Annotated in this window: 25 protein-coding genes; 15 read left to right on the forward strand and 10 right to left on the reverse strand. The window is 69.2% G+C overall.

Features of this window, described 5'->3' with window-relative positions:
- Positions 1–60: 60 nt before the first annotated feature.
- Complete coding sequence (locus WBL06_RS12045; RefSeq protein WP_424456385.1) at positions 61–951, forward strand: M48 family metallopeptidase; 891 nt, start codon at positions 61–63, stop codon at positions 949–951.
- A 156-nt stretch (positions 952–1,107) separates the two neighbouring features.
- Here the strand turns inward: WBL06_RS12045 and WBL06_RS12050 are convergent, their stop codons facing one another.
- Positions 1,108–2,316, reverse strand: coding sequence for a winged helix-turn-helix domain-containing protein (locus WBL06_RS12050; protein WP_424456387.1), 1,209 nt, complete (start codon positions 2,314–2,316; stop codon positions 1,108–1,110).
- Positions 2,317–2,397: 81 nt separating this feature from the next.
- On the opposite strand from WBL06_RS12050, the gene WBL06_RS12055 reads away from it, so the two are divergent.
- Together WBL06_RS12055 and ilvA are read left to right on the forward strand one after the other, a co-directional pair.
- Complete coding sequence (locus WBL06_RS12055; protein WP_424456388.1) at positions 2,398–3,621, forward strand: AI-2E family transporter; 1,224 nt, start codon at positions 2,398–2,400, stop codon at positions 3,619–3,621.
- On the forward strand, positions 3,611–4,855 hold the full coding sequence (ilvA, locus tag WBL06_RS12060) for a threonine ammonia-lyase (RefSeq protein WP_424456389.1): 1,245 nt from the start codon (positions 3,611–3,613) through the stop codon (positions 4,853–4,855). Before WBL06_RS12055 ends, ilvA begins: the two co-directional genes overlap by 11 nt.
- Before the next feature lie 45 nt (positions 4,856–4,900).
- On the opposite strand, the gene greA is transcribed toward ilvA, so the two are convergent.
- Complete coding sequence (gene greA, locus WBL06_RS12065) at positions 4,901–5,392, reverse strand: transcription elongation factor GreA (RefSeq protein WP_424456391.1); 492 nt, start codon at positions 5,390–5,392, stop codon at positions 4,901–4,903.
- 99 nt (positions 5,393–5,491) lie between these two features.
- Complete coding sequence (locus WBL06_RS12070) at positions 5,492–5,887, reverse strand: DUF4307 domain-containing protein (RefSeq protein ID WP_424456393.1); 396 nt, start codon at positions 5,885–5,887, stop codon at positions 5,492–5,494.
- A 49-nt stretch (positions 5,888–5,936) separates the two neighbouring features.
- Between WBL06_RS12070 and WBL06_RS12075 the strand changes: the two genes are divergently transcribed.
- The gene (locus WBL06_RS12075) at positions 5,937–6,161 is read left to right on the forward strand and encodes a hypothetical protein (protein WP_424456394.1); all 225 of its coding nucleotides are present in this window, start codon (positions 5,937–5,939) and stop codon (positions 6,159–6,161) included.
- 58 nt (positions 6,162–6,219) lie between these two features.
- Here WBL06_RS12075 and trhA read toward each other — a convergent pair whose 3' ends face one another.
- Complete coding sequence (trhA, locus tag WBL06_RS12080) at positions 6,220–6,939, reverse strand: PAQR family membrane homeostasis protein TrhA (protein ID WP_424456396.1); 720 nt, start codon at positions 6,937–6,939, stop codon at positions 6,220–6,222.
- A 59-nt stretch (positions 6,940–6,998) separates the two neighbouring features.
- On the opposite strand from trhA, the gene WBL06_RS12085 reads away from it, so the two are divergent.
- From WBL06_RS12085 to WBL06_RS12105, 5 genes are all read left to right on the forward strand, one after another.
- Positions 6,999–7,784 carry an isoprenyl transferase gene (locus WBL06_RS12085; protein ID WP_424456398.1) on the forward strand — a complete coding sequence of 262 codons (786 nt, stop codon included), beginning with the start codon at positions 6,999–7,001 and terminating at the stop codon, positions 7,782–7,784.
- Positions 7,781–8,905: an aminotransferase class V-fold PLP-dependent enzyme gene (locus tag WBL06_RS12090; RefSeq protein ID WP_424456400.1), complete on the forward strand. Its 1,125-nt coding sequence runs from the start codon at positions 7,781–7,783 to the stop codon at positions 8,903–8,905. Before WBL06_RS12085 ends, WBL06_RS12090 begins: the two co-directional genes overlap by 4 nt.
- 174 nt (positions 8,906–9,079) lie before the next feature.
- Entirely contained in the window at positions 9,080–9,808 is a 729-nt protein-coding gene (locus WBL06_RS12095) for a hypothetical protein (protein WP_424456401.1), read from the forward strand.
- Positions 9,802–10,368 carry an RNA polymerase sigma factor gene (locus WBL06_RS12100; protein WP_424456403.1) on the forward strand — a complete coding sequence of 189 codons (567 nt, stop codon included), beginning with the start codon at positions 9,802–9,804 and terminating at the stop codon, positions 10,366–10,368. The genes WBL06_RS12095 and WBL06_RS12100 overlap by 7 nt, the downstream gene beginning before the upstream one ends.
- 212 nt (positions 10,369–10,580) lie before the next feature.
- Positions 10,581–11,840 carry a PhoH family protein gene (locus WBL06_RS12105; RefSeq protein WP_424456491.1) on the forward strand — a complete coding sequence of 420 codons (1,260 nt, stop codon included), beginning with the start codon at positions 10,581–10,583 and terminating at the stop codon, positions 11,838–11,840.
- Between the two features lie 218 nt (positions 11,841–12,058).
- Here WBL06_RS12105 and WBL06_RS12110 read toward each other — a convergent pair whose 3' ends face one another.
- Positions 12,059–12,463, reverse strand: a complete 405-nt coding sequence (locus WBL06_RS12110) for an HNH endonuclease (RefSeq protein ID WP_424456404.1) — start codon at positions 12,461–12,463, stop codon at positions 12,059–12,061.
- A 92-nt stretch (positions 12,464–12,555) separates the two neighbouring features.
- Here WBL06_RS12110 and WBL06_RS12115 point away from each other — a divergent pair, with 92 nt between their 5' ends.
- Both WBL06_RS12115 and WBL06_RS12120 read left to right on the forward strand, forming a co-directional pair.
- Complete coding sequence (locus WBL06_RS12115) at positions 12,556–12,867, forward strand: PadR family transcriptional regulator (protein ID WP_424456406.1); 312 nt, start codon at positions 12,556–12,558, stop codon at positions 12,865–12,867.
- Positions 12,864–13,958, forward strand: a complete 1,095-nt coding sequence (locus WBL06_RS12120) for a hypothetical protein (protein ID WP_424456407.1) — start codon at positions 12,864–12,866, stop codon at positions 13,956–13,958. Before WBL06_RS12115 ends, WBL06_RS12120 begins: the two co-directional genes overlap by 4 nt.
- 20 nt (positions 13,959–13,978) lie before the next feature.
- Here WBL06_RS12120 and WBL06_RS12125 read toward each other — a convergent pair whose 3' ends face one another.
- From WBL06_RS12125 to xseA, 5 genes are all read right to left on the reverse strand, one after another.
- Complete coding sequence (locus WBL06_RS12125; RefSeq protein ID WP_424456409.1) at positions 13,979–15,376, reverse strand: class II fumarate hydratase; 1,398 nt, start codon at positions 15,374–15,376, stop codon at positions 13,979–13,981.
- 67 nt (positions 15,377–15,443) lie between these two features.
- On the reverse strand, positions 15,444–16,070 hold the full coding sequence (locus WBL06_RS12130; protein WP_424456411.1) for a carbonic anhydrase: 627 nt from the start codon (positions 16,068–16,070) through the stop codon (positions 15,444–15,446).
- On the reverse strand, positions 16,067–16,654 hold the full coding sequence (locus tag WBL06_RS12135; RefSeq protein ID WP_424456413.1) for a DUF4245 domain-containing protein: 588 nt from the start codon (positions 16,652–16,654) through the stop codon (positions 16,067–16,069). Before WBL06_RS12135 ends, WBL06_RS12130 begins: the two co-directional genes overlap by 4 nt.
- Complete coding sequence (locus tag WBL06_RS12140) at positions 16,651–16,881, reverse strand: exodeoxyribonuclease VII small subunit (RefSeq protein ID WP_424456415.1); 231 nt, start codon at positions 16,879–16,881, stop codon at positions 16,651–16,653. The genes WBL06_RS12135 and WBL06_RS12140 overlap by 4 nt, the downstream gene beginning before the upstream one ends.
- Position 16,882: 1 nt before the next feature.
- Positions 16,883–18,106, reverse strand: coding sequence for an exodeoxyribonuclease VII large subunit (gene xseA, locus WBL06_RS12145; RefSeq protein ID WP_424456417.1), 1,224 nt, complete (start codon positions 18,104–18,106; stop codon positions 16,883–16,885).
- Between the two features lie 67 nt (positions 18,107–18,173).
- Here xseA and WBL06_RS12150 point away from each other — a divergent pair, with 67 nt between their 5' ends.
- From WBL06_RS12150 to WBL06_RS12165, 4 genes are read left to right on the forward strand one after another with little or no spacing between them, the layout of a single operon-like run.
- On the forward strand, positions 18,174–19,259 hold the full coding sequence (locus WBL06_RS12150) for a 4-hydroxy-3-methylbut-2-enyl diphosphate reductase (RefSeq protein WP_424456419.1): 1,086 nt from the start codon (positions 18,174–18,176) through the stop codon (positions 19,257–19,259).
- 5 nt (positions 19,260–19,264) lie between these two features.
- Entirely contained in the window at positions 19,265–19,786 is a 522-nt protein-coding gene (locus WBL06_RS12155) for a DUF6264 family protein (RefSeq protein WP_424456421.1), read from the forward strand.
- Between the two features lie 3 nt (positions 19,787–19,789).
- Positions 19,790–20,986 (forward strand): sensor histidine kinase, encoded by a 1,197-nt coding sequence (locus WBL06_RS12160; RefSeq protein WP_424456423.1) that lies wholly within the window; start codon positions 19,790–19,792, stop codon positions 20,984–20,986.
- Positions 20,983–22,140, forward strand: a complete 1,158-nt coding sequence (locus WBL06_RS12165) for a hypothetical protein (protein ID WP_424456425.1) — start codon at positions 20,983–20,985, stop codon at positions 22,138–22,140. The genes WBL06_RS12160 and WBL06_RS12165 overlap by 4 nt, the downstream gene beginning before the upstream one ends.
- The last annotated feature ends 8 nt before the right edge of the window (positions 22,141–22,148 follow it).

The raw sequence follows: 22,148 nt of genomic DNA on the forward strand, positions 1-22,148 counted from the left end.
CGGCGAATGCCGGACGCGTGCCGAGACCCCCCGAACCCATGAAGAACTGAAGCCCGACCCATGTACTCCGCAATCGCGAAGAATAAGCGCAACACGATCCTGATCATCATCCTGTTCATGGTGATCATCGCCGCGCTCAGCGCCATCCCCGCCTACATCTACGGCGACTGGTCGATCTCGATCATCACCGTGGTCATCGCGGCGGCGTACGCGCTCTTCCAGTACTTCATGGCGACCCGGCAGACGCTTGCCCTCGCCGGCGCTCACCAGATCGAGAAGCGCGACGAGCCGCGGCTGTACCGCATCGTCGAGAACCTCGCGATCACCGAAGGCATGCCGATGCCGAAGGTGTACGTCATCAACGACCCGGCGCCGAACGCGTTCGCCACGGGCCGTGACCCCGACCACGCCGTCGTCGCGGCGACCACCGGGCTGCTCGAGATCATGACCGACTCCGAGCTCGAAGGCGTCATGGCGCACGAGATGGGTCACGTCAAGAACTACGACATCCGCGTCTCGCTCATCGTGTTCGGTCTGGTGATCGCGATCGGTCTCATCGCCGACATCATCTTCCGCATGATCTTCTGGGGCGGGCGCGGTCGCAACAGCAACATCGGCGGCCCGGCCGCTCTGGTCGTGCTCGCGATCGGCATCGTCGCGGCCATCCTCGCCCCGATCGTCGCGGGGGTCGTGCAGGCGGCGGTGTCGCGCCAGCGTGAGTACCTCGCGGATGCCACCGGCGCCCTGACGACCCGGCATCCGGAAGCGCTCGCCTCCGCGCTCGAGAAGCTCGCCGCCTACGGGCGTCCGGTCGCGCGCACCAACACGTCGATGTCGCACCTCTGGATCTCCGACCCGAACCGCCCCGGCTTCCTCTCGCGGATGTTCGCGACCCACCCGCCGATCCCCGACCGGGTCGCCCGCCTCCGCGGAAACGCCACGCGCTTTTAGCCGCGCCGCCGCTCCTGCGGCGCGGGCCGCTCCGCGGTACGAGCGCGGTCGCACCGCTTCGCGGGGTTCCACCCGCCGTCACCTCGGTGGGCGAGTAGGCCGCGAAGCGGCCGTGCCGAGACCCCCGCCGCCTGGTCGCGACATGCGCCTTCGGCGCTACTCGACCATCGAGAGCGGGGTGTGCAGGGCGGCCGCGAGATTGTGCGCGAGATCGCCGCGGTCGACCACGAGGATGTCGCCGAGCCCCTGCCATTCCGCGAGTTCTCGTAACACGGGCACCAGTCGCTCCTCGACACCACGGGGGACGTCGGCTTCCCGCCACGCCGACTGCACGCGCAGCACGCCCGCCTGCCGGTCGCTCTTGAGGTCGATGCGGCCGACGATCTGGTCGTCGACGAGCGCGGGAAGCGTGTAGTAGCCGTAGATGCGCTTCGGGGCGGGGGTGTAGATCTCGATGCGGTAGCGGAAGCCGAACATCCGCTCGGTGCGCTCGCGTTCCCACACGACCGGGTCGAACGGCGACAACAGCGCGGCCGTTTCGATGCGACGAGGGATGCGGGCACCGGTCGCGAGAAACGCCGGAGCCTTCCAGCCCTCGACGTCCACCCGCTGTACTTCGCCGGCATCCGCCAACTCGTTCAGAAACCGGGTCGCGGTCGCCACGTAGAGCCGGTAGTAGTCGGCGACGTCTTTCGCCGTGCCGATGCCGTGGGCGTGGATCGCCCGACGCACGAGTTCGCGGTGGGCGTCGTCGATCGGCACCTCCGCGTCGAGCAGTGCCGGCGGCAGGATCTGCTCGGGCAGCGCGTACACCCGCTCGAAGCCCTTGCGTCCCGCGGTCACGACGTCACCGAAGACGAACAGGAGCTCGAGCGCCTCCTTGATGTCGGAGAGCCCCCACCACGGGCCGCGGCGCACGTTCTCGTCGTGTTCGATGTCGCTCGCCGCCATCGGGCCGTTGGTGCGCAGCTCGTCCAGCACGAAACGCATCATCTGCGGATGCTCGGCGACCCAGCTGCCGGGCTTGGTGTACTTCTCGCGCATCCGCGCCATCCGCCACTTCCACAAACCCCAGTCGTCGCGCGGGACGAACGTCGCGACGTGCGCCCAGTACTCGAGATAGGGCGCCTTGGGCCGCAGTGTCAGCCGGTCGAGCAGCGCTTTGTCGTACGGCCCGAGGCGCGCGACGACGGGCAGATAGTGGCTGCGCTCGAACACGTTGACCGAGTCGATCTGCAGCGTACCGAGGCGCTGCAGGAGCAGGTTGAGCTGGCGGGTACCGACCGTGGACGGGCGCGGGATGCCGAAGCCTTGAGCCGCGAGGGCGATGCGGCGAGCACTTGCCGCCGAGATGGTCTCCGGCACGCTTCGACCCTAGTGACCGCCCCAGACATCGCCTCCAAGGGGCCCGCCGGCCGCCCTGCCGCGAATGCCTAGACTGAGCGGGTGGCCCGAGCCGACGACACCGCTGAGCGCCCTGCGCCGCGCAAGCGTTCCCACCGGGCGGCGCCCGTTGCGGATGCACCCGGCCCGGCGAATCCAGACGATCTCGTCCCCCCGGCGATGCGCATCGCCGCAGCTTGGTCGTGGCGCATCCTCGTCGTCGCGGGAGTGGTCGGCCTCGTCGGCTTCCTCATCGTGCAACTGCGGCTCGTCGCCATCCCGTTCTTCGTCGCACTGCTGCTCGCCGCGCTGTTGGTGCCGTTCTCGGCCTGGCTTCAGCGCAAGGGCTGGCCGAAGTGGCTCGCCGTCGCCGTCAACGAACTCGCCGTCATCGCGGTGGTCGCGGGGCTGATCACGGTCGTCGTCATCCAGGTGCGCAGCGGGTTCCCCGATCTGCAACGGCAAACGCTCGAGAAGTACGAGGATTTCAAGGACTTCCTGCTCGCGTCGCCGCTTCACCTCACGGAATCCGACATCGAGGGGTATTTCGAGGGTCTGATCACCTCGATCAGCGACGACACGACTGCCCTCGTCGAGCAGGGTCTCGACCTGGCGTCGGTGGGCGGTCACATCCTCGCCGGCACGCTGCTCGCGCTGTTCGTGACCCTGTTCATCCTGATCGACGGTCGCGGCATCTGGAACTGGGTTGTGAAAGTGTTCCCGCAGCGGGCGCGGCCCGCGATCATCGGGGCAGGTGAAGCCGGTTGGCTGACCCTCTCGGTGTTCGTGCGCGTGCAGATCTTCGTCGCCGCGATCGACGCAGTCGGCATCGGCCTCGGGGCCTTCATCCTCGGTCTGTTCTACGGCGGCTTCCCGCTCGTCATCCCGATCGCGATCGCTGTCTTCCTCGCGTCGTTCATCCCCGTCGTCGGCGCCGTCGTCTCCGGCGGCCTCGCCGTGTTCGTCGCCCTCGTCTACCTCGGGCCGGTGCCGGCCCTCATCATGCTCGGCATCGTGATCTTGGTGCAGCAGCTCGAGGGCCACGTGTTGCAGCCTCTCCTCGTGGGAGCCGCCGTCAAGGTGCACCCGGTCGCGGTGGTGCTGGCCGTCGCCACGGGTGGATTCGTCGCCGGCATCCCGGGCGCGTTGTTCGCGGTGCCGCTCGTCGCCGTGCTCAACGTCATGATCGGCTACATCGCCCGCGAAGACTGGCGCACCAACCCACATCCGAGTGTCGCCGACGTGACGTCGCCGATTACCATTCCGAGGCGGCGTCGTGAGGGCTGAACTGGATCGGTCGACCCTGCCGGGGCCGACCCTTGAGGAGTTCGTCGCGGCGCGGGAACGCGTGTCGGCGGTCGTGCAGACGACGCCGATGGAGGTGTCGCGGTTCCTCTCCGAGATCGCCGGCGTCCCGGTGTTTCTCAAGGCCGAGAACCTGCAACGCACCGGGTCGTACAAGATCCGTGGCGCTTACAACCGGCTCTCGCAGCTCAGCGACGACGAACGCGCCCGCGGTGTCGTCGCGGCATCTGCCGGCAACCACGCGCAGGGCGTCGCCCTCGCCGCGCGCGAACTCGGAATTGCCGCGACCATCTACATGCCCACCGGGGTCGCCCTGCCGAAGCTGCAGGCCACCCGTGGGTATGGCGCCGACGTCGTGCTCGAGGGCGACATCTTCGACGACACCAACGCGGCCGCGCAGGCGTTCGCCGCGACCACCGGGGCGACGTTCATCCCGCCGTTCGACCACCATGACGTGATCGCCGGGCAGGGCACGCTCGGGCTTGAGATCCTCGACCAGCTGCCCGATGTCGGTACGATCATCGTTCCGATCGGCGGTGGCGGTCTGATCTCCGGTCTCGCCTCGGCGATCGCCCAGGCGGCGCCGGAGCGCAACATCCGCATCCTCGGGGTGCAGGCCCACAACGCCGCACCCTACGTGCCGTCACTCGCCGCCGACGAGATCATCCCCGTCACCCTGGGCCCGACGATCGCCGACGGCATCGCGGTCGCGCGTCCGGGAACCCTCAACTTCGAGATCATCCGCCTGACGGTCGACGATGTCGCCACCGTGAGCGACGACGACATCGCCCGCGCGCTCGTCGTGCTGCTCGAGCGCGCGAAACTCGTCGTCGAGCCGGCGGGAGCCGCCGGGGTCGCCGCGCTTCTCGCCGACGCCGTCGAGCTCGAGGGACCCACCGTGGTGGTGCTCTCCGGCGGCAACATCGACCCCATGGTGATGGAACGCGTCATCGGCCGCGGCCTCGCCGCCGACCAGCGCTACCTCAAGGTCGACATCCCGCTGCCTGACCGGCCCGGTCAGCTCGCGCGCATCGCCGAGATCATCTCGGAAGCCAACGCGAACGTCGTCGAGGTACTGCACACCCGCCACGGCTCGGGTCTCATGATCAGTGAAGTCGGCATCGAGATCCACATGGAGACCCGCGGGCCGAAGCACGCCGAACTCGTTCTCGCGCACCTGCGCGACGCGGGGTACCGTCCGCGCGTCACGACCTAGCCGGCGCGGGACCTGAGTAGACCGCGGAGCGGGCGTGTCGAAGGGTCAGCCGCGGTAAGTCTCGACCTTGGTGACCTCGACGGCGATCTCTTTGCCATTGGGTGCCGTGTAGCTGGTCTTCTCGCCGACCTTCAGACCCAGAATCGACTCGCCGAGTGCACTCGTCGCCGGGTAGACGTCGATGTCGCTGGAGTCGTCGGCGATCTCGCGGCTGCCGAGCAGGAAGGTGGTCGCATCGCCCGCGATCGTCGCGGTGACGACGGTGCCGACCTCGACGACACCCGATGCCGCGGGCGGCTCGCCGACGGTGGCCTCGCGCAGCAGCTGGGTGAGCTGGCGGATGCGCGCCTCGATCTTGCCTTGCTCGTCTTTCGCGGCGTGGTAGCCGCCGTTCTCTTTGAGGTCGCCCTCTTCGCGCGCCATCTCGATCTTCTTGGCGATGTCGAGGCGGGCGGGACCTTCCAGCTCGGCGAGCTCAGCGCTCAGCCGGTCGTAGGACTCCTGCGTGAGCCACGTGGTGGCAGCGGTGTCAGACATCGGGTGCTCCTTGCGGGATGGGTGGCGGGGGCAGCGCCTATTCGAAGCGAGCCCCCGACCAAAGCGACAGCCCGGCCGAAGCCGGGCAGTCGGACCATGCTAGGTCAGCCAGCAACGGTAGATCAACCCGGTGACAGCGGGCTCGGTGACCCGAACGTTCTCGACGAACGCTCGTGTGCGGTCGGCCCCGGGGGGCAAGGCGACGATCTTCCACCCGACGATCGCGAACTGGTCGTTGAGCGCTTGAAGCGCGCACGAGACTGGACGGCCGGGGTCGGTGGTGACCTGGAAACGGATGTCGACGGACTCGGCGTATGCCGTGTATCCGGTGTCGCGGGACTCGAGGTTGGGGGCGGGGCTGAACAACCCGACCCAGACCACCCACGCGACGACGGCGGCGAGCAGTGCTACGGCGCCGATGATCGCGATCGTGAAGCGCCGCCGCCGGTCGGCCGGGGTTCGCCCGTAACGCTCCGCGACCGCATGGTCCGTCATCTCGCCTCCATTACTCTGGAACCCAGGCTATTCAACACAGGAGGCCCGTGTGTTCCATCTGATCGCGATATCGACTCCGGGTCCCGACGGGGGTGTCGACCCCAACACAGTCACGCCCGGCGTCGCTGGGTTCGTTGTCACGATCCTGTTCGCGGCGGCCGTGATCGTGCTCGTGATCTCGATGGCGCGCCGCACCCGCCGCGTCATCCATCGTGCGGCCGCCAACGAGCGACTGGATGCCGAAGAGGCCGCCGGGGAGTCCCGCGAGGCCTGAACCCCTCACCTATCCGTGACTTTTCGCGCGGATCGACAAAGAGCGTCGGCGGCGAACGTCACCACCCGAGCGGGTCGAGCAGGATGAGCAGGATCGCGGTCCAGTGGCTCAAGAACGCGATCACGGTACACGTGTGGAACAACTCGTGGAAGCCGAACCGCCCGGGCCACGGGTTGGGGCGTTTGAACCCGTAGAACAACGCCCCCGCGGTGTATGACAGGCCGCCGATGAGCACGAGCAGCATCGCGACGGCGTTGAACTGCACCAGGTCGACCGCATAGAATACCGCCGCCCAGCCGAGCCCGAGGTAGAGCGGCACGTACGACCAGCGGGGCGCGTGCACCCAGAACACGCGGAAGATGATGCCGAGCAGCGCACCCGCCCACACCGCGATGAGCAACACGATTCCCTTGTCGAACGGCAACGCGCTGACCGCAAGCGGGGTGTAGGTGCCGGCGATCAGCACGAAGATGTTCGCGTGGTCGAGCCGGCGGAACACGGCCTTGACCTGCGGGCTCCAGTTGAACCGGTGGTAGACGGCCGACACTCCGAACAGCAGGATCGACGACGCCATGAAGACCGCCGCACCCGCCTTCGCAGGCCCGCCGTCGGCGAGCACGATGAGCACGATCCCGGCGGCCACAGCGAGCGGGGCGGTGACAGCGTGGATCCAGCCCCGCCACGTCGGCTTGCCCTCCACATCCGGGTGGGCGATCGCGTCGTCGAGCAGCGGGATGTTGGGGATGTCGTCCTCGGTCTCGGAACGCGGCGCACTCATGCCGGGAGTTTATGACGGCTCCGGACGGAGACCCTGGGAGGGTCGACTACCTTAGTCAGGTGCCACAACGGAACGGGTCATCCGGCAAGGGCCTCTTGTATGGGCTCTACTCGGCCCGACTGCGCAAGGAACTCAGCGACCTGCCGCGACCCCACCACGTCGGCATGATCATCGACGGCAACCGTCGCTGGGCGCGGGAGCAGGCGCTCGAAACCGCCGCCCACGGGCATCGCGCGGGGGCGGCGAAGATGCGCGAGTTCCTCGGCTGGTGCGACTCGCTCGGCATTCGTATGGTCACCATCTACTTGCTCTCCACCGACAACCTCACGGGGCGCGACCCCGACGAGTTGGATCAGCTCTTCGAGATCATCGCCGACCTCGCCGACGACCTCTCGCGGGCGGCGGATTGGCGGATTCAGCACGTCGGCACGACCGAGGGCTTGCCGCAGCAGCTCATCGAGGTGTTGCGTGGCGCCGAAGATCGCACCGCCGCCAACGGCGGCCTGCACGTCAACCTGGCGATCGGCTACGGCGGCCGGCGAGAGATCGCGGATGCCATGCGCAGCATCGTGCGCACCCACGGCAAGGGCGGGGGCACGATCGACGACCTCGCCGAGATCCTCACCCCGGAACTCATCGCCGACCACCTGTACACCCAGGGCCAGCCCGACCCCGACCTCATCATCCGCACCTCGGGTGAGCAGCGACTCTCGGATTTCATGATCTGGCAAAGCGCCCACAGCGAGTTCTACTTTCTCGAGTCGCTCGGCCCCGACCTGCGCGAGGTCGACTTCCTGCGCGCGCTGCGTGCCTACGCCAGGCGGGATCGGCGGTTCGGCGCATGAGTGTCGGCAAGCTCAGCCTCGTCGAGTTCCGGGAACGCTTCGACGAGGAGCCGGGCTACCTCGACTACGCCCGCATCGCGCCCATGGGCCGCACGGCGCTCGAGGAGCAGACGGCGCTGAGCAGCGGGCTGGAGCACGCCCGGTTCGGGTCACTGGCGGCGCTGCTCTCCCAGCACGATCGCATGAAGGATGCCGTGGCGCGGCTGGGCGGTTTCCGGCCCGACCAGGTGGTGTTCCAGCCGAGCACCTCGCAGGGGCTCATGCACACGATGTTCGGTGTCACCGGTGGCGTCGCCCTCGCGCCGACCGAGTTCCCGTCGCTGACCTTCGCGGCGACCCGCGCCGCCGCCTCCCTCGGGGTGCTCGCTCCGCTCTGGCTCGAGACCGAGAACGGCCGAGTCACCCCGGGCAACCTGCGCGACCAGTTGACCTCATCCGCCGTCGCCGTCGCCGTGAGCCTCGTCGACTACCGCACCGGATATCTCGTCGACCTCGACGGCATCCGTCAGGTGATCGGCGACCGGTTGCTGATCGTGGATGCCGCCCAAGCGTTCGGCGTCGTCGACGCACCCTTCGAGGTGGCTGATGTCGTCGCCTCCGGTGGGCAGAAGTGGGCGCGGGCGGGGATCGGCACCGGGTTCCTGGCCATCAGCGACCGGGCGCGCGATCATCTCACTCCCGTGTGGTCGGGCTACCCGGGCGCCGAAGACGGCTTCTACGACGCGGTCACCGACCCGCTGCCCGGCGCGGCGGCGTTCCAGATCAGCCACGCCGACCCGATCGCCGCGGGACGGTTCGCGGCGGCCCTCGAAGAGATCGCGGAGGTCGGCATCCCGACCCTCAACGCCGAGATCGCCCGCAACGTCTCGCGCATCATCGACCTCGCTGACGAGTTCGCCATCCCGGTGACGTCGCCGCGCGCCGAAGGGGAGCGTGCCGGCATCGTCGTGCTCGAGCCGCTGCCCGAGCAGCTCACCGTGCTCGCCGCATCCCTGCACAACCACGGCATCACCGCGACGGTGCGCGACACCGCCGTGCGCCTCTCGGCCCATGCCACCGTCGACGAGGAGACCTTCGCGATGCTGCGCGCTGCCCTCGTCTCCTTCTCGACGACGATCTGACGTTCGGGTAGCTTTCCGTTTTCAGGAAAGTGTGGGGGCGAAGTGGGGGAAGTGCAGGATCTCGGGCCGGATGATTGACTCCAGAAACTTCTGCCACACCGATTCCTGAAAACGGAAAGCCGACGTCACATTCGACCGCCCTGCTGACAGGTACAGGGTGAACGGGAGGACGCGATGAACGACGAGGAACTGGATCGGCGCCTGGGGGCCGCCGACCGCATGGCGGGGGTGCGACTCTCTGAGCCGCTGCTTGATCGGGTGCACGCCGATGCGCGGGCTGCGTCGACGAGAACGTTGCGGCGACGGGCGCTGGGAGTGGCTGGGATCGGGGTGCTCGCACTCGGCGGGTTGGCGACGGCGCCAGCAGCAGCAGACGCGTTTCAGGACTGGCTCGCGATCGCCGAATGGCAGCCAGAGGCGGGCGGCGAGATCCTCCCAGACAGCGACATGATCGACTTGTCGGCCCCCGACCTGCCCGAGTACATCGCCGCGAGGTTTCCGGAGTGGTTGCCCATCCCGCCCGGAACCACTCGCGACCGGATGATCGACGACGTCGTCGACTTGTGGCAGGGAAAGCCAGATGTGGGCTTTACGCAGGAGATCGGCTTCCGCTACGACTTCGAACGAATCGCCTACTGCGGGTGGATCGACGCGTGGCTGACCTCGGACGACCCCGCGACTGTGGCACGAGCGACGCAGATCATCCGCGAGGCGATCGGCTGGCCCGCCTTCAACGCCACGGACGGCGACGGGGGCGTCGTCGCCTTCCTCACCGCCTACGCGTCAGCCGCTGAGCGGGGAGACCGTGACGGCATCCAGTTCGCCGCCTGGCAGCACGGATGCTCAGCCTGGGACGGCGACCACCGGTCGTGGTGGGTCGAGCCGAACGTGCAGCCGTGGTGACCGCGACCTCTGCCCAGCGAGCTTTCGACGCCAGAGTGCGCGACCTCGTGCCCGACCTGCTCGCCTACTTCGGGCGGCGACTGGACAGCCCCGATGACGCGGCTGACGCTCTCGGCGAGACGCTCCTCGTGTTGTGGCGCCGTCGCCGTTCAGTTCCCGAGGGAGCCGAGTCGTCTCGTCAGTACGCATTCGGGATCGCGCGAAACGTGCTTGCCGCTGCGCGTCGCGGCCGGATCCGCAGACGCGAACTTGCTGATCGGATCGCTGAGGAGCTCACCGTCGCACGCATCGAGTCGCCGACGCCCGTCGATTTCGACCTGGAGGCAGCGCTCACGGAGCTACCTGAGCGCGACCGAGAGCTCGTGCTGCTCGTCGCTTGGGAGGGCTTCGGAGTGGCCGACGCCGGGGCGGTGCTCGGCCAGCGCCCCGACGCGGCGCGGCAGCGCTACTCCCGGGCGCGCGCTCGCCTGCGCGACCGGCTCACGGCATCCTCGAAGATTCACGCGACCGAAACGCGCGCGGGGCGTGTCGGAGCGCGGGAGTCAACCGCCCAGGGTTAGCGTCGAGACATCAGGCACGGCGCCTGGTCAGAGCGGCCACGTAAGTTCGTTCCGAGTTGAAGTGGCCGAACCGTTGCAGAGCCGGGGGAGACATCCCCGGGGATGGAGTGGGAGTGCCCGCACTCGACAAGCCCCAGCAGAAGTCCACCAACGCGAAGAGCGGAGGTGGGAAACCGAAGCAGGGGGAGCGGACATTCGTTCTCGATACCTCGGTGCTGCTGAGCGATCCGAAGGCGATCTTCCGGTTTGCGGAACACGCCGTCGTGCTGCCCGTCGTCGTCGTCACGGAGCTCGAAGCCAAGCGCAACGATCCGGAGATCGGATACTTCGCGAGGCAGGCGCTCCGCAATCTGGATGAGTTGCGCCGCCAGCACGAGCGCCTCGACTTCCCGATCGCCGTCGGCGACAACGGATCGCTGCGCGTCGAGCTGAACCACTCGAACCAGTCGGTGCTGCCGTCGGGGCTGCAACTGGGCGACAACGACTCCCGCATCCTCGCCGTCGCGATGAACCTCGCCAACGACGGCCTGGCCGTCACCGTCGTCTCGAAGGACCTGCCCATGCGGGTGAAGGCGGCATCCATCGGCCTCACCGCCGAGGAGTACAAGGCCGAACTCGCGGTCGACTCCGGCTACACCGGACTCGCCGAGGTCGACCTCTCGGCCGAGCAGATGGCTGACCTGTACGAGAACGAGACGATCTCGTCGCGGCAGGTTGCCGACCTTCCGATCAACACGAGCCTCGTCGTGCACTCGGAGCGCGGGTCGGCGCTCGGGCGGGTGAGCGGCAAGGGCGAGTTCCGCGTCGTGCGCGGCGATCGGGATGTCTTCGGACTCCACGGTCGCAGCGCCGAGCAACGCCTTGCGATCGACCTGCTGCTCGACCCCGAGATCGGCATCGTGTCGCTCGGCGGCCGAGCGGGCACGGGTAAGTCGGCGCTCGCGCTCTGCGCCGGCCTGGAAGCCGTGCTCGAGAAGCAGCAGCATCGCAAGATCATGGTGTTCCGGCCGCTGTACGCGGTCGGCGGTCAGGAGCTCGGCTACCTGCCGGGCGACAAGGACGAGAAGATGAACCCCTGGGGTCAGGCGGTCTTCGACACCCTCGGCGCCTTGGTCAGCGAGAACGTGCTCGAAGAGGTCGTCGAGCGCGGCATCCTCGAGGTGCTGCCGCTCACCCACATCCGCGGTCGTTCGCTGCACGACGCGTTCGTGATCGTCGATGAGGCGCAATCGCTCGAGCGGAACGTGTTGCTCACGGTGCTCAGCCGCATCGGCCAGAACTCCCGGGTCGTGCTCACCCACGACGTCGCCCAACGTGACAACCTCCGGGTCGGCCGCCACGACGGGGTGGCTTCGGTGATCGAAACGTTGAAGGGGCATCCGCTGTTCGCGCACATCACGCTCACCCGCTCCGAAAGGTCAGCCATCGCCGCCCTCGTCACGGAGATGCTCGAGGGCAACGAGCTGGCGTAGCGCGTTCGCGTCTGCGTCGAGGGTCGGGCACCGCGTCGCCGGGAAGTGCGGCGCGGGCCCGTCCCGTCCAACCCCACGCACGGGTGTTCAGAAATCAGGCTCAGACGATGCTTTGGCGCCGAAACTCGACGGGATGGCCCGAGTGGCCTGAATTCTGAACACCATGCGGCGACCACCGGCAGTCGAACGGCTCGAGGCGTCGACGGGCTAGCACGCGCCTAACTTTCGGAAGCCCGGGGGTCAGTCGACGAGACGTCGATGAATCCCTCTGATTCCGAGAGTTGGGTGCGCAGACCGATCACGATCTCGGCCCACCGGAGCAAGAAGCCCGGCTCGTCGAGCCGCTTGCGTCGCAGCCAACCCGTGACTTCGTCGTTGCTCTTGCTCGCGTTGCACGACCGGCAGGCGGGCACGACGTTCTCGAGCGTGTAACGCCCACCGCGGGAGAGGGGCAGCACGCAGTCCTTCTGCAGCGCCTCATCCGGCCCGCCGCAGTACGCGCACTGGCCCCACGCGGAACGGATGGCCGCCCACTGTGCCGGCGTCAGGTCGTTGTCGGCGGCGAGGAACCGGCGTCGGCGCTTGCGCGCCGCGCGGGCGCGCCGGGACCGATCGAGCGTCATGCCGCGAGTGTGCCATTGGCGCCCCCGGCCTCGTGCTCAGCACGCGGGCCACGAGGGATTGACTCCTATCTCTATATAGATAGAGTTGCGGGATGGAACCGCTCAGCCGCATCACGCCGGCCACGCTCGACGTGCTCTCCGCTCTGGTCGGGGAGCCCGACCGCATCTGGGGCCTGCGCATCGTCGGCCTCACCGGCCGGCCGGCAGGCAGCGTCTATCCCATCCTCGAGCGCCTGGAACGGGCGGGCTGGGTCGACTCCGTATGGGAGGACGATCCGGCACGCAGCGGACCCCGGCGGCGGCTCTACCGTCTGACGGCCGACGGCGCGGAGGCGGCCCGGGCGACCACCGCCCGCGCGCGGGCACCGCAGGCGACTTTCCGGCCGACGGCGGCAGGAGCATGACCTCCGTCGCGGAACGACTCGTGCGGATTGCGGCGTCGCTTCTGCCACCCCTCGCGCGCGACCGGTATCGCGAGGAATGGCTCGCCGATCTCGCCGGCGCGGACGAAGCCGGGGTGGCACCCAGCGGCGTCGTCGTCGGCGCCTTCGCGACGGCCGCGACGATGTCGCGGACCGCGCCCGAGCTCAGCGGCCTCACCCTCGATCGGCTGTTCGCCCACCGCCTCAGGATCGCGGGCGCGCTGCTCGGAGGAGCCGCCGTGTTGGCGACCGGCTACTCCGCCTACGGGGGCTATCGGCAGCCATCGATGGATGGGGCCGCCGTGGTGGCCGTGATCGGCGGGATCGCGCTGGCCGTCGCCATCGTTCTCGGGCTCGCCGGACTCATGGCCCTCGGCGGAGCGCTCGCGGTGGCGCTCGAGGCGCGCCGCTACGGCATCGTCGGGATGCTCGTGGCGACGCTGCTCCTCGTCATCGTGGTGCTCGTCGCCATGCCCTTCGTGCTCGCCGTGACCGCGGTACTGGCCGGCCCGTTCGTGCTCATCACCGTCGCCGTGCTGATCGTGCTCTTCTCGGCCGGCCGCAGAATCGACTCCGTCGGCACGCGGGTCGCCCTCGCCGCCGCTTTCGGTCTCCTCGCGGCGGCAGCATGTGGGATCGGCATCCTGCACATCGCGATCTGGAACCCTCTCGCGCCGGTTCCCGGCCTCACGCTGGACGAGATCTACGCGGGACTCGCCGCCGCGAATGAGGCCCCGGGTTTCGGTGCCTGGCTCGTCGCGTGGGCGGTGATCGTCGGCGTCCTCGCCGTCGGCTTCGTCGTCGTTGCCGTGGTGTGGCGTGGGGCGACGACTCGGCGACTCGTCGCGGGCGGGTTTCTGCTGCTCGCCGGCACCACGGCGATCGGCTACCTTCCCGCGTTCAGCATGGGCATGGGTCTCGCCGACACCTTCATGACGACTGGAGGCGACGCCGCCGCAACGGGGCCGCTGCTCGGAATCCTGGGGCAGGTGGCTCTCGTGGGTTCGCTGCTCGTCGCATTCGTGCGCCCGCCGCTGCGGCAGAGGGTGCCTCTCGTCGTCGCCCGCACCTGACGGCAGCGGAAGGGCGGGGCTCAGCCCGGGCGGGTCATCGACAGCACGTCGAGGGCGCTGTCGAGCTGCTCGAGGGTGATCTCGCCGCGCTCGACGAAGCCGAGGTCGATCGTCGCCTCACGCACCGTCAGGCCGTTCTTCACCGAGTGCTTGGCGATCTTCGCGGCGTTCTCGTAGCCGATGAACTTGTTGAGCGGCGTGACGATCGACGGCGACGACTCAGCCATCGCCCGAGCGCGCTCGACGTTGGCTTCGAGGCCGTCGACGGTCTTGTCGGCCAGCAGCACCGACGAGTTCGCGAGCAGCCGGATCGACTCCAGCAGCGCCGTGCCCATCACCGGGATGGCGACGTTCAGCTCGAAGTTGCCCGTCGCGCCGGCCCAGGCGATCGTGGCGTCGTTGCCGACGACCCGCGCGCCGACCATGATGACCGCTTCGGGGATGACGGGGTTGACCTTGCCGGGCATGATCGACGACCCCGGCTGCAGGTCGGGGATCGACAGTTCCGCGAGCCCGGTGTTCGGACCCGAGCCCATCCAGCGCAGGTCGTTGCAGATCTTGGTGAGCGACACGGCGATGACCCGCAGCGCGCCGGATGCCTCGACGAGCCCGTCGCGCGCGCCTTGGGCCTCGAAGTGGTCGAGCGCTTCGGTGATCGGCAGGCCCGACGTCTCGGCAACGACCGAGATCACGCGAGCCGAGAAGCCCGTCGGGGTGTTGATCCCCGTTCCGGTCGCTGTGCCGCCGAGCGGAACCTCGGCGACGCGGGGGAGCGCGGCCTGGATGCGCTCGATGCCGAGTCGCACCTGACGCGCGTAGCCGCCGAACTCCTGCCCGAGGGTGACGGGGGTGGCATCCATCAGGTGGGTGCGGCCCGACTTCACGACGCCCTTCCACAGGTCGGCCTTCTTCTCCAGGGCGACGGCGAGGTGGTCGAGGGCAGGCACGAGGTCGTTCACCAACGCGCCGGTGACGGCGACGTGCACCGACGTCGGGAACACGTCGTTCGACGACTGCGACATGTTGACGTGATCGTTCGGGTGCACGGGGGCGCCGAGCTTCGTCGTGGCGAGGGTCGCGAGCACCTCGTTCATGTTCATGTTCGACGACGTGCCCGACCCGGTCTGGTAGGTGTCGACCGGGAACTGGTCGTGATGCGCGCCCCCGATGATGTCGTCGGCGGCGGCGACGATCGCGCCGGCGATCGCGGCATCCAAGATGCCGAGCTCCTTGTTGACCAGGGCGGCGGCGCGCTTGATGCGAGCGAGCGCGACGATCTGGCCGGCCTCGAGCCCCGAGCCGGAAATCGGGAAGTTCTCGACGGCGCGCTGCGTCTGGGCGCTGTAGAGGGCGGATGCGGGCACCCGCACCTCGCCCATGGTGTCGTGCTCGATACGGAACGCGTCTTGCGTGCTCACGGCGACGTGGCCTTTCGGTTTGAAGCGGGCGGGAAGCGGTGGCGTGGTGGCGGGTCGAATCAGGACTTCAGGAGTCGATCGCGCCGAGGACGACATCCGGAACCACGCGGCCCTCGAGGAGCCGGTAGTTCGCGCCGACGACAGCCAGCGTACCCGCGGCGATGGCGGCGCCGATGAGTTCCGAGCTCTCCAGCAACTCCGCGACGGTGTCGCGCAGGTGCTCGCGACCGACCTCGAGGATGTCGGGGCCGTCAGTGCCGCTCGGCACCCGCTTCACGGCGGGCCGGATCGGCGCGATGAGGTTCGCGATGTGCGGCGGGAGGGGGGTGGCGTCGGGCCTCTCGGAGTCGATCGCCGCCCGCACCGCCCCGCACTCGTCGTGGCCGAGCACGACGATGAGCGGCACGTCGAGCACCGCGACCGCGTACTCCAGCGACCCGACGACGGAGTCGGAGATCACCTGGCCGGCGTTGCGCACGACGAACAGATCGCCGAGGCCCTTGTCGAAGATGATCTCGGCCGCGAGCCGCGAGTCACTGCAGCCGAACAAGGCCGCGTGCGGAGCCTGGAACCCGGCGAGTTCGGTGCGGCGCTCGACATCCTGGCGGGGATGCTGCGGCTCGCCCGCCATGAAGCGTTCGTTGCCGCGTTCCATTTCGCGCCACACCTGGGCGGGAGTACGTCGGGCGCTCATGACAGCTCCTTCGCGATTGCGGCGGCCAGAACCGCGAACTCCTCATCGGATGCCGTGCCGCCGAGCACGATCGTGGAAGCTCCCGAGGTGGTCACCAGGGCGTATTCGACGTTGCCAGGGTCGTCGACATCCCGGCGGTCGTAGGCCGCCCAGGTGAGCCCGCCGATGCGTTCGGTGCCGGCCGCGGGAGCGGAGCGCACCTGATCGGCGACCCAGGACGGGTTGGCGTCCACGCCCTGCACGAGCCCGATGTATTCGCCGTCCGGCGTCAGGAACCCGATCTCCCAACGCACGACCCCGTCGGCCGGGTCGGCGACGAGTTCGGCGCGGTTCGCCGTCCACTCCGCAGGCAGGTCGGGCGCCGCGAGCGGCTCGTCGACGCCGGACTGCGCATCGACACCGACCTGCTGGTAGTCGACGGTCTTCGGCTCCATATCGGGTCGCACGACGACGACGACCAGGAACAGCACGATGCCGAGCGACGCGAGCAGGGCCAGCACGAGGTTGAAGGTCGTCTGATTCGCGCGACGCGCAGCACGGCGCTCGGCGACGGTCGGGGCCGCCTCCTGGTCGGGCATCGTCATGCGGGGCCGTCGGCAGGCTTCTCAGCGGAACTGCGGGCAGCATCCAGCCGAGCCTTCGCTCCGATGAGCCACTCCTCGCAGCGCTTCGCGAGCGCCTCGCCGCGTTCCCATAGGGCGAGCGACTCTTCGAGCGTCGACCCGCCCTGCTCGAGTTGCCCGACGACCTTCACGAGTTCGTCGCGGGCCTGCTCATAGCTCAGCTCGGCGATCTCAGACACGGCCCCCACTTTACCCGCGGCCCTCGACGGTCGCCGCGATCTCTCCCTCGGCCAGGGTCAGCCGCACCCGGTCGCCGGCCGTCGCCTCGTCGGCACGCCGCAATACGGCTCCCGAGTCGAGCCGGGCGATCGCGTACCCGCGTTCGAGCGTGGCCTTCGGCGACAGGGCCCGCAGCTGCGCGCGAAGCTCGGCGACGCGCTGGCCGGCCCGTTCGACGGTGTAGTCGATGAGCTCCGACCCGCGGGCCACCCAGCGGGTGAGTTCTTCGGCGCGGTCGCTCACGATGCGGTCGGGTTGCGCGAGCACGGGGCGAGAGCGGATGTGGCCGATGCGGTCGATCTCGCCCGTCACCAGGCCGGTGACACGCGCGAGCATCCGGCTGCGAGCCTGGCGCACGCGGGCGAGCTCGTCGGCGATGTCGGGCACGACCCGCTTCGCGGCATCCGTCGGCGTCGATGCGCGCAGGTCGGCGACGTCGTCGAGCAGCGGCCGGTCGGCCTCGTGCCCGATGGCGCTGACCACCGGCGTGCGGCATTCGGCGACGGCGCGGATGAGTCGTTCGTCGCTGAACGGCAGCAGGTTCTGGAAGTCGCCGCCACCGCGGGCGACGATGATGACGTCCACCTCGGGGTCGGTGTCGAGCGACGTGATCGCGCCCATCACGTCGGAGACGGCGCGTTCACCCTGCACGGCGGCATACCGGATGCGGAACTGCACGGCCGGCCAGCGCAACTGGGCGTTGCGCAGCACGTCCTTCTCGGCATCCGAGTCCTTACCCGTCACGAGCCCGATGCACCGCGGAAGGAACGGCAGCCGCTGCTTGCGCTCGGGCGCGAACAACCCCTCGTCGCTCAGCTTGCGACGCAGCGCCTCGAGTTTGGCGAGCAGGTCACCGATGCCGACATGACGGATGTCGTAGACCTGCATCGTGAGGGTGCCGCCCTTGGGCCACCACTCCGACTTCACCAGCGCGACGACGCGGTCGCCCTGCTTGAACTCCTCCTTGAGCTTCTGCAGCGTCGTCGACCAGACCCGGAACGAGAGCGTCACATCCTGCTGAAGGTCTTTGAGCTTGCCGTACGCGTTGCCGCCCGAGAGCCCCCACTGCGTGACCTCGCCCTCGACCCACACGGTGCCGAGGCGGTCGATGTACTCCTTGAGCTTCCCCGACATGACCGCGACGGGCCACGGCGCCTCGGGCGAGGAGCGCTCGGGGGGTGCTACGTCGGCCATGCGGTCGAGGCTAGCCGAGCCCACCGGCCTCCCAGCCGCGTATCCGCAGTCTCCGTAGACTCGGGGGGTGGCCGGCATCACGAACGGCGCGGTCGTACTGACCCCGCCCCGCGTCCCCGCGGTTCGCGGGCTTCTCGTCGATCGTCCGGTCGCCGGTGAGAAGCGCGTGCTGCTCGCCGCCCCGCGCGGGTACTGCGCCGGCGTCGACCGCGCGGTGATCGCGGTCGAGAAGGCTCTCGAGAACTTCGGCGCTCCCGTGTACGTGCGCAAACAGATCGTGCACAACGTTCACGTGGTGAGCGAGCTCGAGAAGCGCGGCGCCATCTTCGTTGACGACGTCGCCGAAGTGCCCACGGGATCGCACATCGTATTCAGCGCGCACGGCGTCTCGCCGGCCGTCGTGCAGGGTGCCGCCGACCGCGGTCTCGACGCGATCGACGCCACCTGCCCGCTCGTGACGAAGGTGCATCGCGAGGCGACCCGCTTCTCGAAGCAGGGCCTCGACATCCTCTTGATCGGTCACACCGGCCACGAAGAGGTCGAGGGCACGATGGGTCACGCGCCCGAGCGCACCACCCTCGTCACCGGCCCCGAGGATGTCGCCGGGCTCGAGGTGCGCGACCCCGAGAATCTGGTCTGGATCTCGCAGACCACGCTCAGCGTCGACGAGACCATGGAGACCGTGCGGCGGCTGCGCGAGCGGTTCCCCAACCTGCAGGATCCGCCGAGCGACGACATCTGTTACGCCACCCAGAACCGGCAGGTGGCGATCAAGAAGGTCGCCCCGGCTGCCGATCTGGTCATCGTCGTCGGCTCGGCGAACAGCTCCAACACGGTGCGGCTCGTCGACGTTGCGCTCGAGCACGGCGCCAAAGCCGCGCACCGGGTCGACTACGCCGCCGAGATCCGGCAGGAGTGGCTCGACGGCGTCGCGACCGTCGGGGTCACCAGTGGCGCCTCCGTGCCCGAGGTGCTCGTGCAGGAGGTGCTCGCCGAGCTGGCGGATGCCGGCTATCGCGACGTCGAGACGGTCGTCACCGCCGAGGAAGACCTCATGTTCTCGCTGCCGAAGGAACTGCGCACCGACGCGCAGGGCAACCCCGACGAGCGCGGACTCGGCGGACGCAATCGGCGTCTCGACTGGCAGGGCTGATCCGGATGTCGGACCCGCGCCCGGCGCCGCAGTACGGGGAGTACGCGACCCCCGAGGAGGTCGCAGCACTTCGGGGCACGGTCGCCGACCCGCCCGCGGCTCCCGCGCCGACTCCCGCCCCGGTGGCGCGAACCTCAGGAGCGAGTGGCGCTCCGCGCGGCTCGACGTTGCGGCGGATGGACCGACCGCTCACCATCGCACTCATCGCTTTCGGGGTGCTCAACCTCATCCAGTACGCCGGGCCCCTGCTCGATTTCGAGTACTTCCTCGAGGTCGCGACGCAGGGCACCTTCGCCGACGCGATCGACTTCGGCGATGCCGCTCGGATCGGCGGCGTCGTGCTCTTCGTGGTGTGCCTCGGGCTGTTGCTGGCATCCAGTGCGATCGCGGTCCTTCGGCTGAGACGCGGCCGGCTCGCGTTCTGGGTCCCGCTGGTGGCGGGCGCGTTCTCGGTGCTCGCCTGGGTCGCGGTGCTCGTCGTGATCGTCTTGCAGACGCCGGGCGCCGTCGCGACGTCGGGTTTCTGATCGGTGCGCGTCCGAATCCTGCCCCGGGAGACGGCCGCCGCTGTCATCACAGGCTCCGTGTCGGCTGCGGGCTGGGCGGTCGCCGCCGCCACGATCCTGTTGACGGCCCCGGTTCTCGTCGAGACGCTCGTCCTCCGGGGACGGAGCGCCGACATCCCGCTCACTCTGATTCTGCTGGGCGTCGTACTCGGGGGGATCCTGGCTGTCGTGTTGCGGCCGCGCCGCTGGGTCGTGATGGCGTATCTCGCCGGCGCCGGCCTGGCGACCCTGGGGTACGGGGCCGTGCTGCTGAGCGGCGATCCCGGAATCGTCGAGCACTCGCCGTACCTGGTCAACCGGCCGGCGCTCGCGCTGGTGCTGGTCGGCATCCCCGCGACGCGCGCGCTCGTGGGGATCGCGTGGTCGCTGCTCGGTTTCGTCGTGGCCGTCATCGCGGGTGTCGGGGCGTTCGCCATCGCAGGGTTGACCTTCCGGCCCGGGTTCGGACCGCTCATGGTGCTCGCGCTGACGGCCGTCGCGTACCTGACACTCGCCGCGATCCAGGCGCGAATTCGCAGCCGGGTTCCGAACTTCGACGAACTCGAGGCCGAGACCCAGGCGCTCGCGCACGGCGAAGACCTGGCCCGGCGCACGACAGCGGTCGTGCACGACACCCTGCTCAACGACCTCGCCGTGGTCATGAACGCCCCCGACCGTATCGACCGGCGCACTCGAGATCGGCTGCTCGCCGATCTCGAGACGTTGCGCGGTGCCGACTGGATCAGCGCGTCGGCCGCCGTCGACCTCCCGGCCGAAGACGCCGGGCTGCGCAACGAACTCGCTCGACTCGCGAGCGAGTTCCAGTGGCGGGGGCTGAGCCTCCACCTGACCGGGTCGCCTCTCGCCCACCACGTGCTCGCCCCCGAGGTTGCGACAGCGCTGCTCGGCGCGCTACGCGCCGCCCTCGAGAATGTGATCCGGCACTCCGGGGTCACGACGGCAGAGGTCGAAGTGATCGCGGATGCCGACAACGTGACCGTCATGGTCACCGACCGCGGCCAGGGTTTCGACCCGAAGGCGGTGGCGGGCGACCGGTTGGGTATTCGCACCTCGGTGATCGAGCGGATGACGACCGTCGGCGGTGAGGCCCGAGTCTGGTCGGCACCGGGCGAAGGCACCTCGGTGATCATCTCCGCCCCGATCGATCGGCGCCTCCCGTGAGGGCCCCGAGGGTCGACCGCCGGTGGCTGCGGCTCTCGGCGCAGGACGCGGATCCACTGAGCTGGTTCACCGGGCCGCTCGTGCCGCTGGTCTTCGCCGCGCTCAACCTGCTGTACGGCGGCACATTCGCCGCTCTCACCTGGGGAGCATCGCGCGAACCTCTCCTGCAGGTCGTCGGGGTCGGCCTCTGTTCGATCGCGTGCGTCGTGGTGCACGTGCTCACCCGGCCGATGCGCCGGCGCCTCGGCTGGGCCGCGGCCGGCTTCGCCGTGGCGATCGGGATCACGGGATTCGCGCTGTCGGCGTTCGGCTACGCCGAGAGCGCGCTCTCGATCGAGCTCTGGTGGGCGCCGTTCGGGCTCGCCCTGGTTCTCGCCTCGCTCGGACCCTACCTTCCGGCGCGGGCGATCACTCTGCTCGGCGGGGCGGCGACCGTCATCGCCGTAACGATCGCGGAAGTCGTCATCCAGCCGCAGGCCACCGCCTGGGGGCCGGCGGCGACCGGCGTCATCATCGCATCGCCCATCATCAGCGGCATCGTGGCAACGGCGGCATTCTCCATCGCGGTCGTGGCTCGCACGCTCCCGCTCATCGAGCGGCGCAGCCAGACGATGCTCTCGCTCGACGCGCCGCGAGGGGCCAAGAACGAGCGGCTCGAGCGCGACCGGCTGGCGCGGCTGATCTCACGGGCGGCACCCTTCATCGAAGGACTCGCCCGCTCGGGAAGGATCACGGCGGCCGACCGCACACTGGCCGGCAACCTCGCACGCCGGCTGCGCGACGACCTCGTCACTCAATCCAACCTGAGCTGGCTCGACTCGGTCGCGCAGGACCGACTCGTCGTCGTCGACCCCGACCGGCAGGCGAACCGGATGCGGGCCTCCCAGCGCACCGCGCTGCGCGCTTTCCTCCGCGCGATCCTCGACACGCCCGGCACGGACGCCGGGTCCCTGCTCATCGAACTGCGTGCGCATCCCGACGGCTCGACGGCGGTCGGCGTGAGTCTCGACTTCGAACTCCCCGAAGGTCGCCGGGTGATGCAGCTCGCGCCCTACTACCTCGCGCTGCGCGGCAGTGTCGACGATCTGGAGTGGAAAGACGACAAGTTCCTGCGGTTGACCTTCAACCTGCCACCCAACTCGGTGGTCGAGTAGCCCGCGTA

It is taken from the genome of Pseudolysinimonas sp. (genome assembly GCF_049651805.1).
GTDB lineage: Bacteria > Actinomycetota > Actinomycetes > Actinomycetales > Microbacteriaceae > Pseudolysinimonas_A.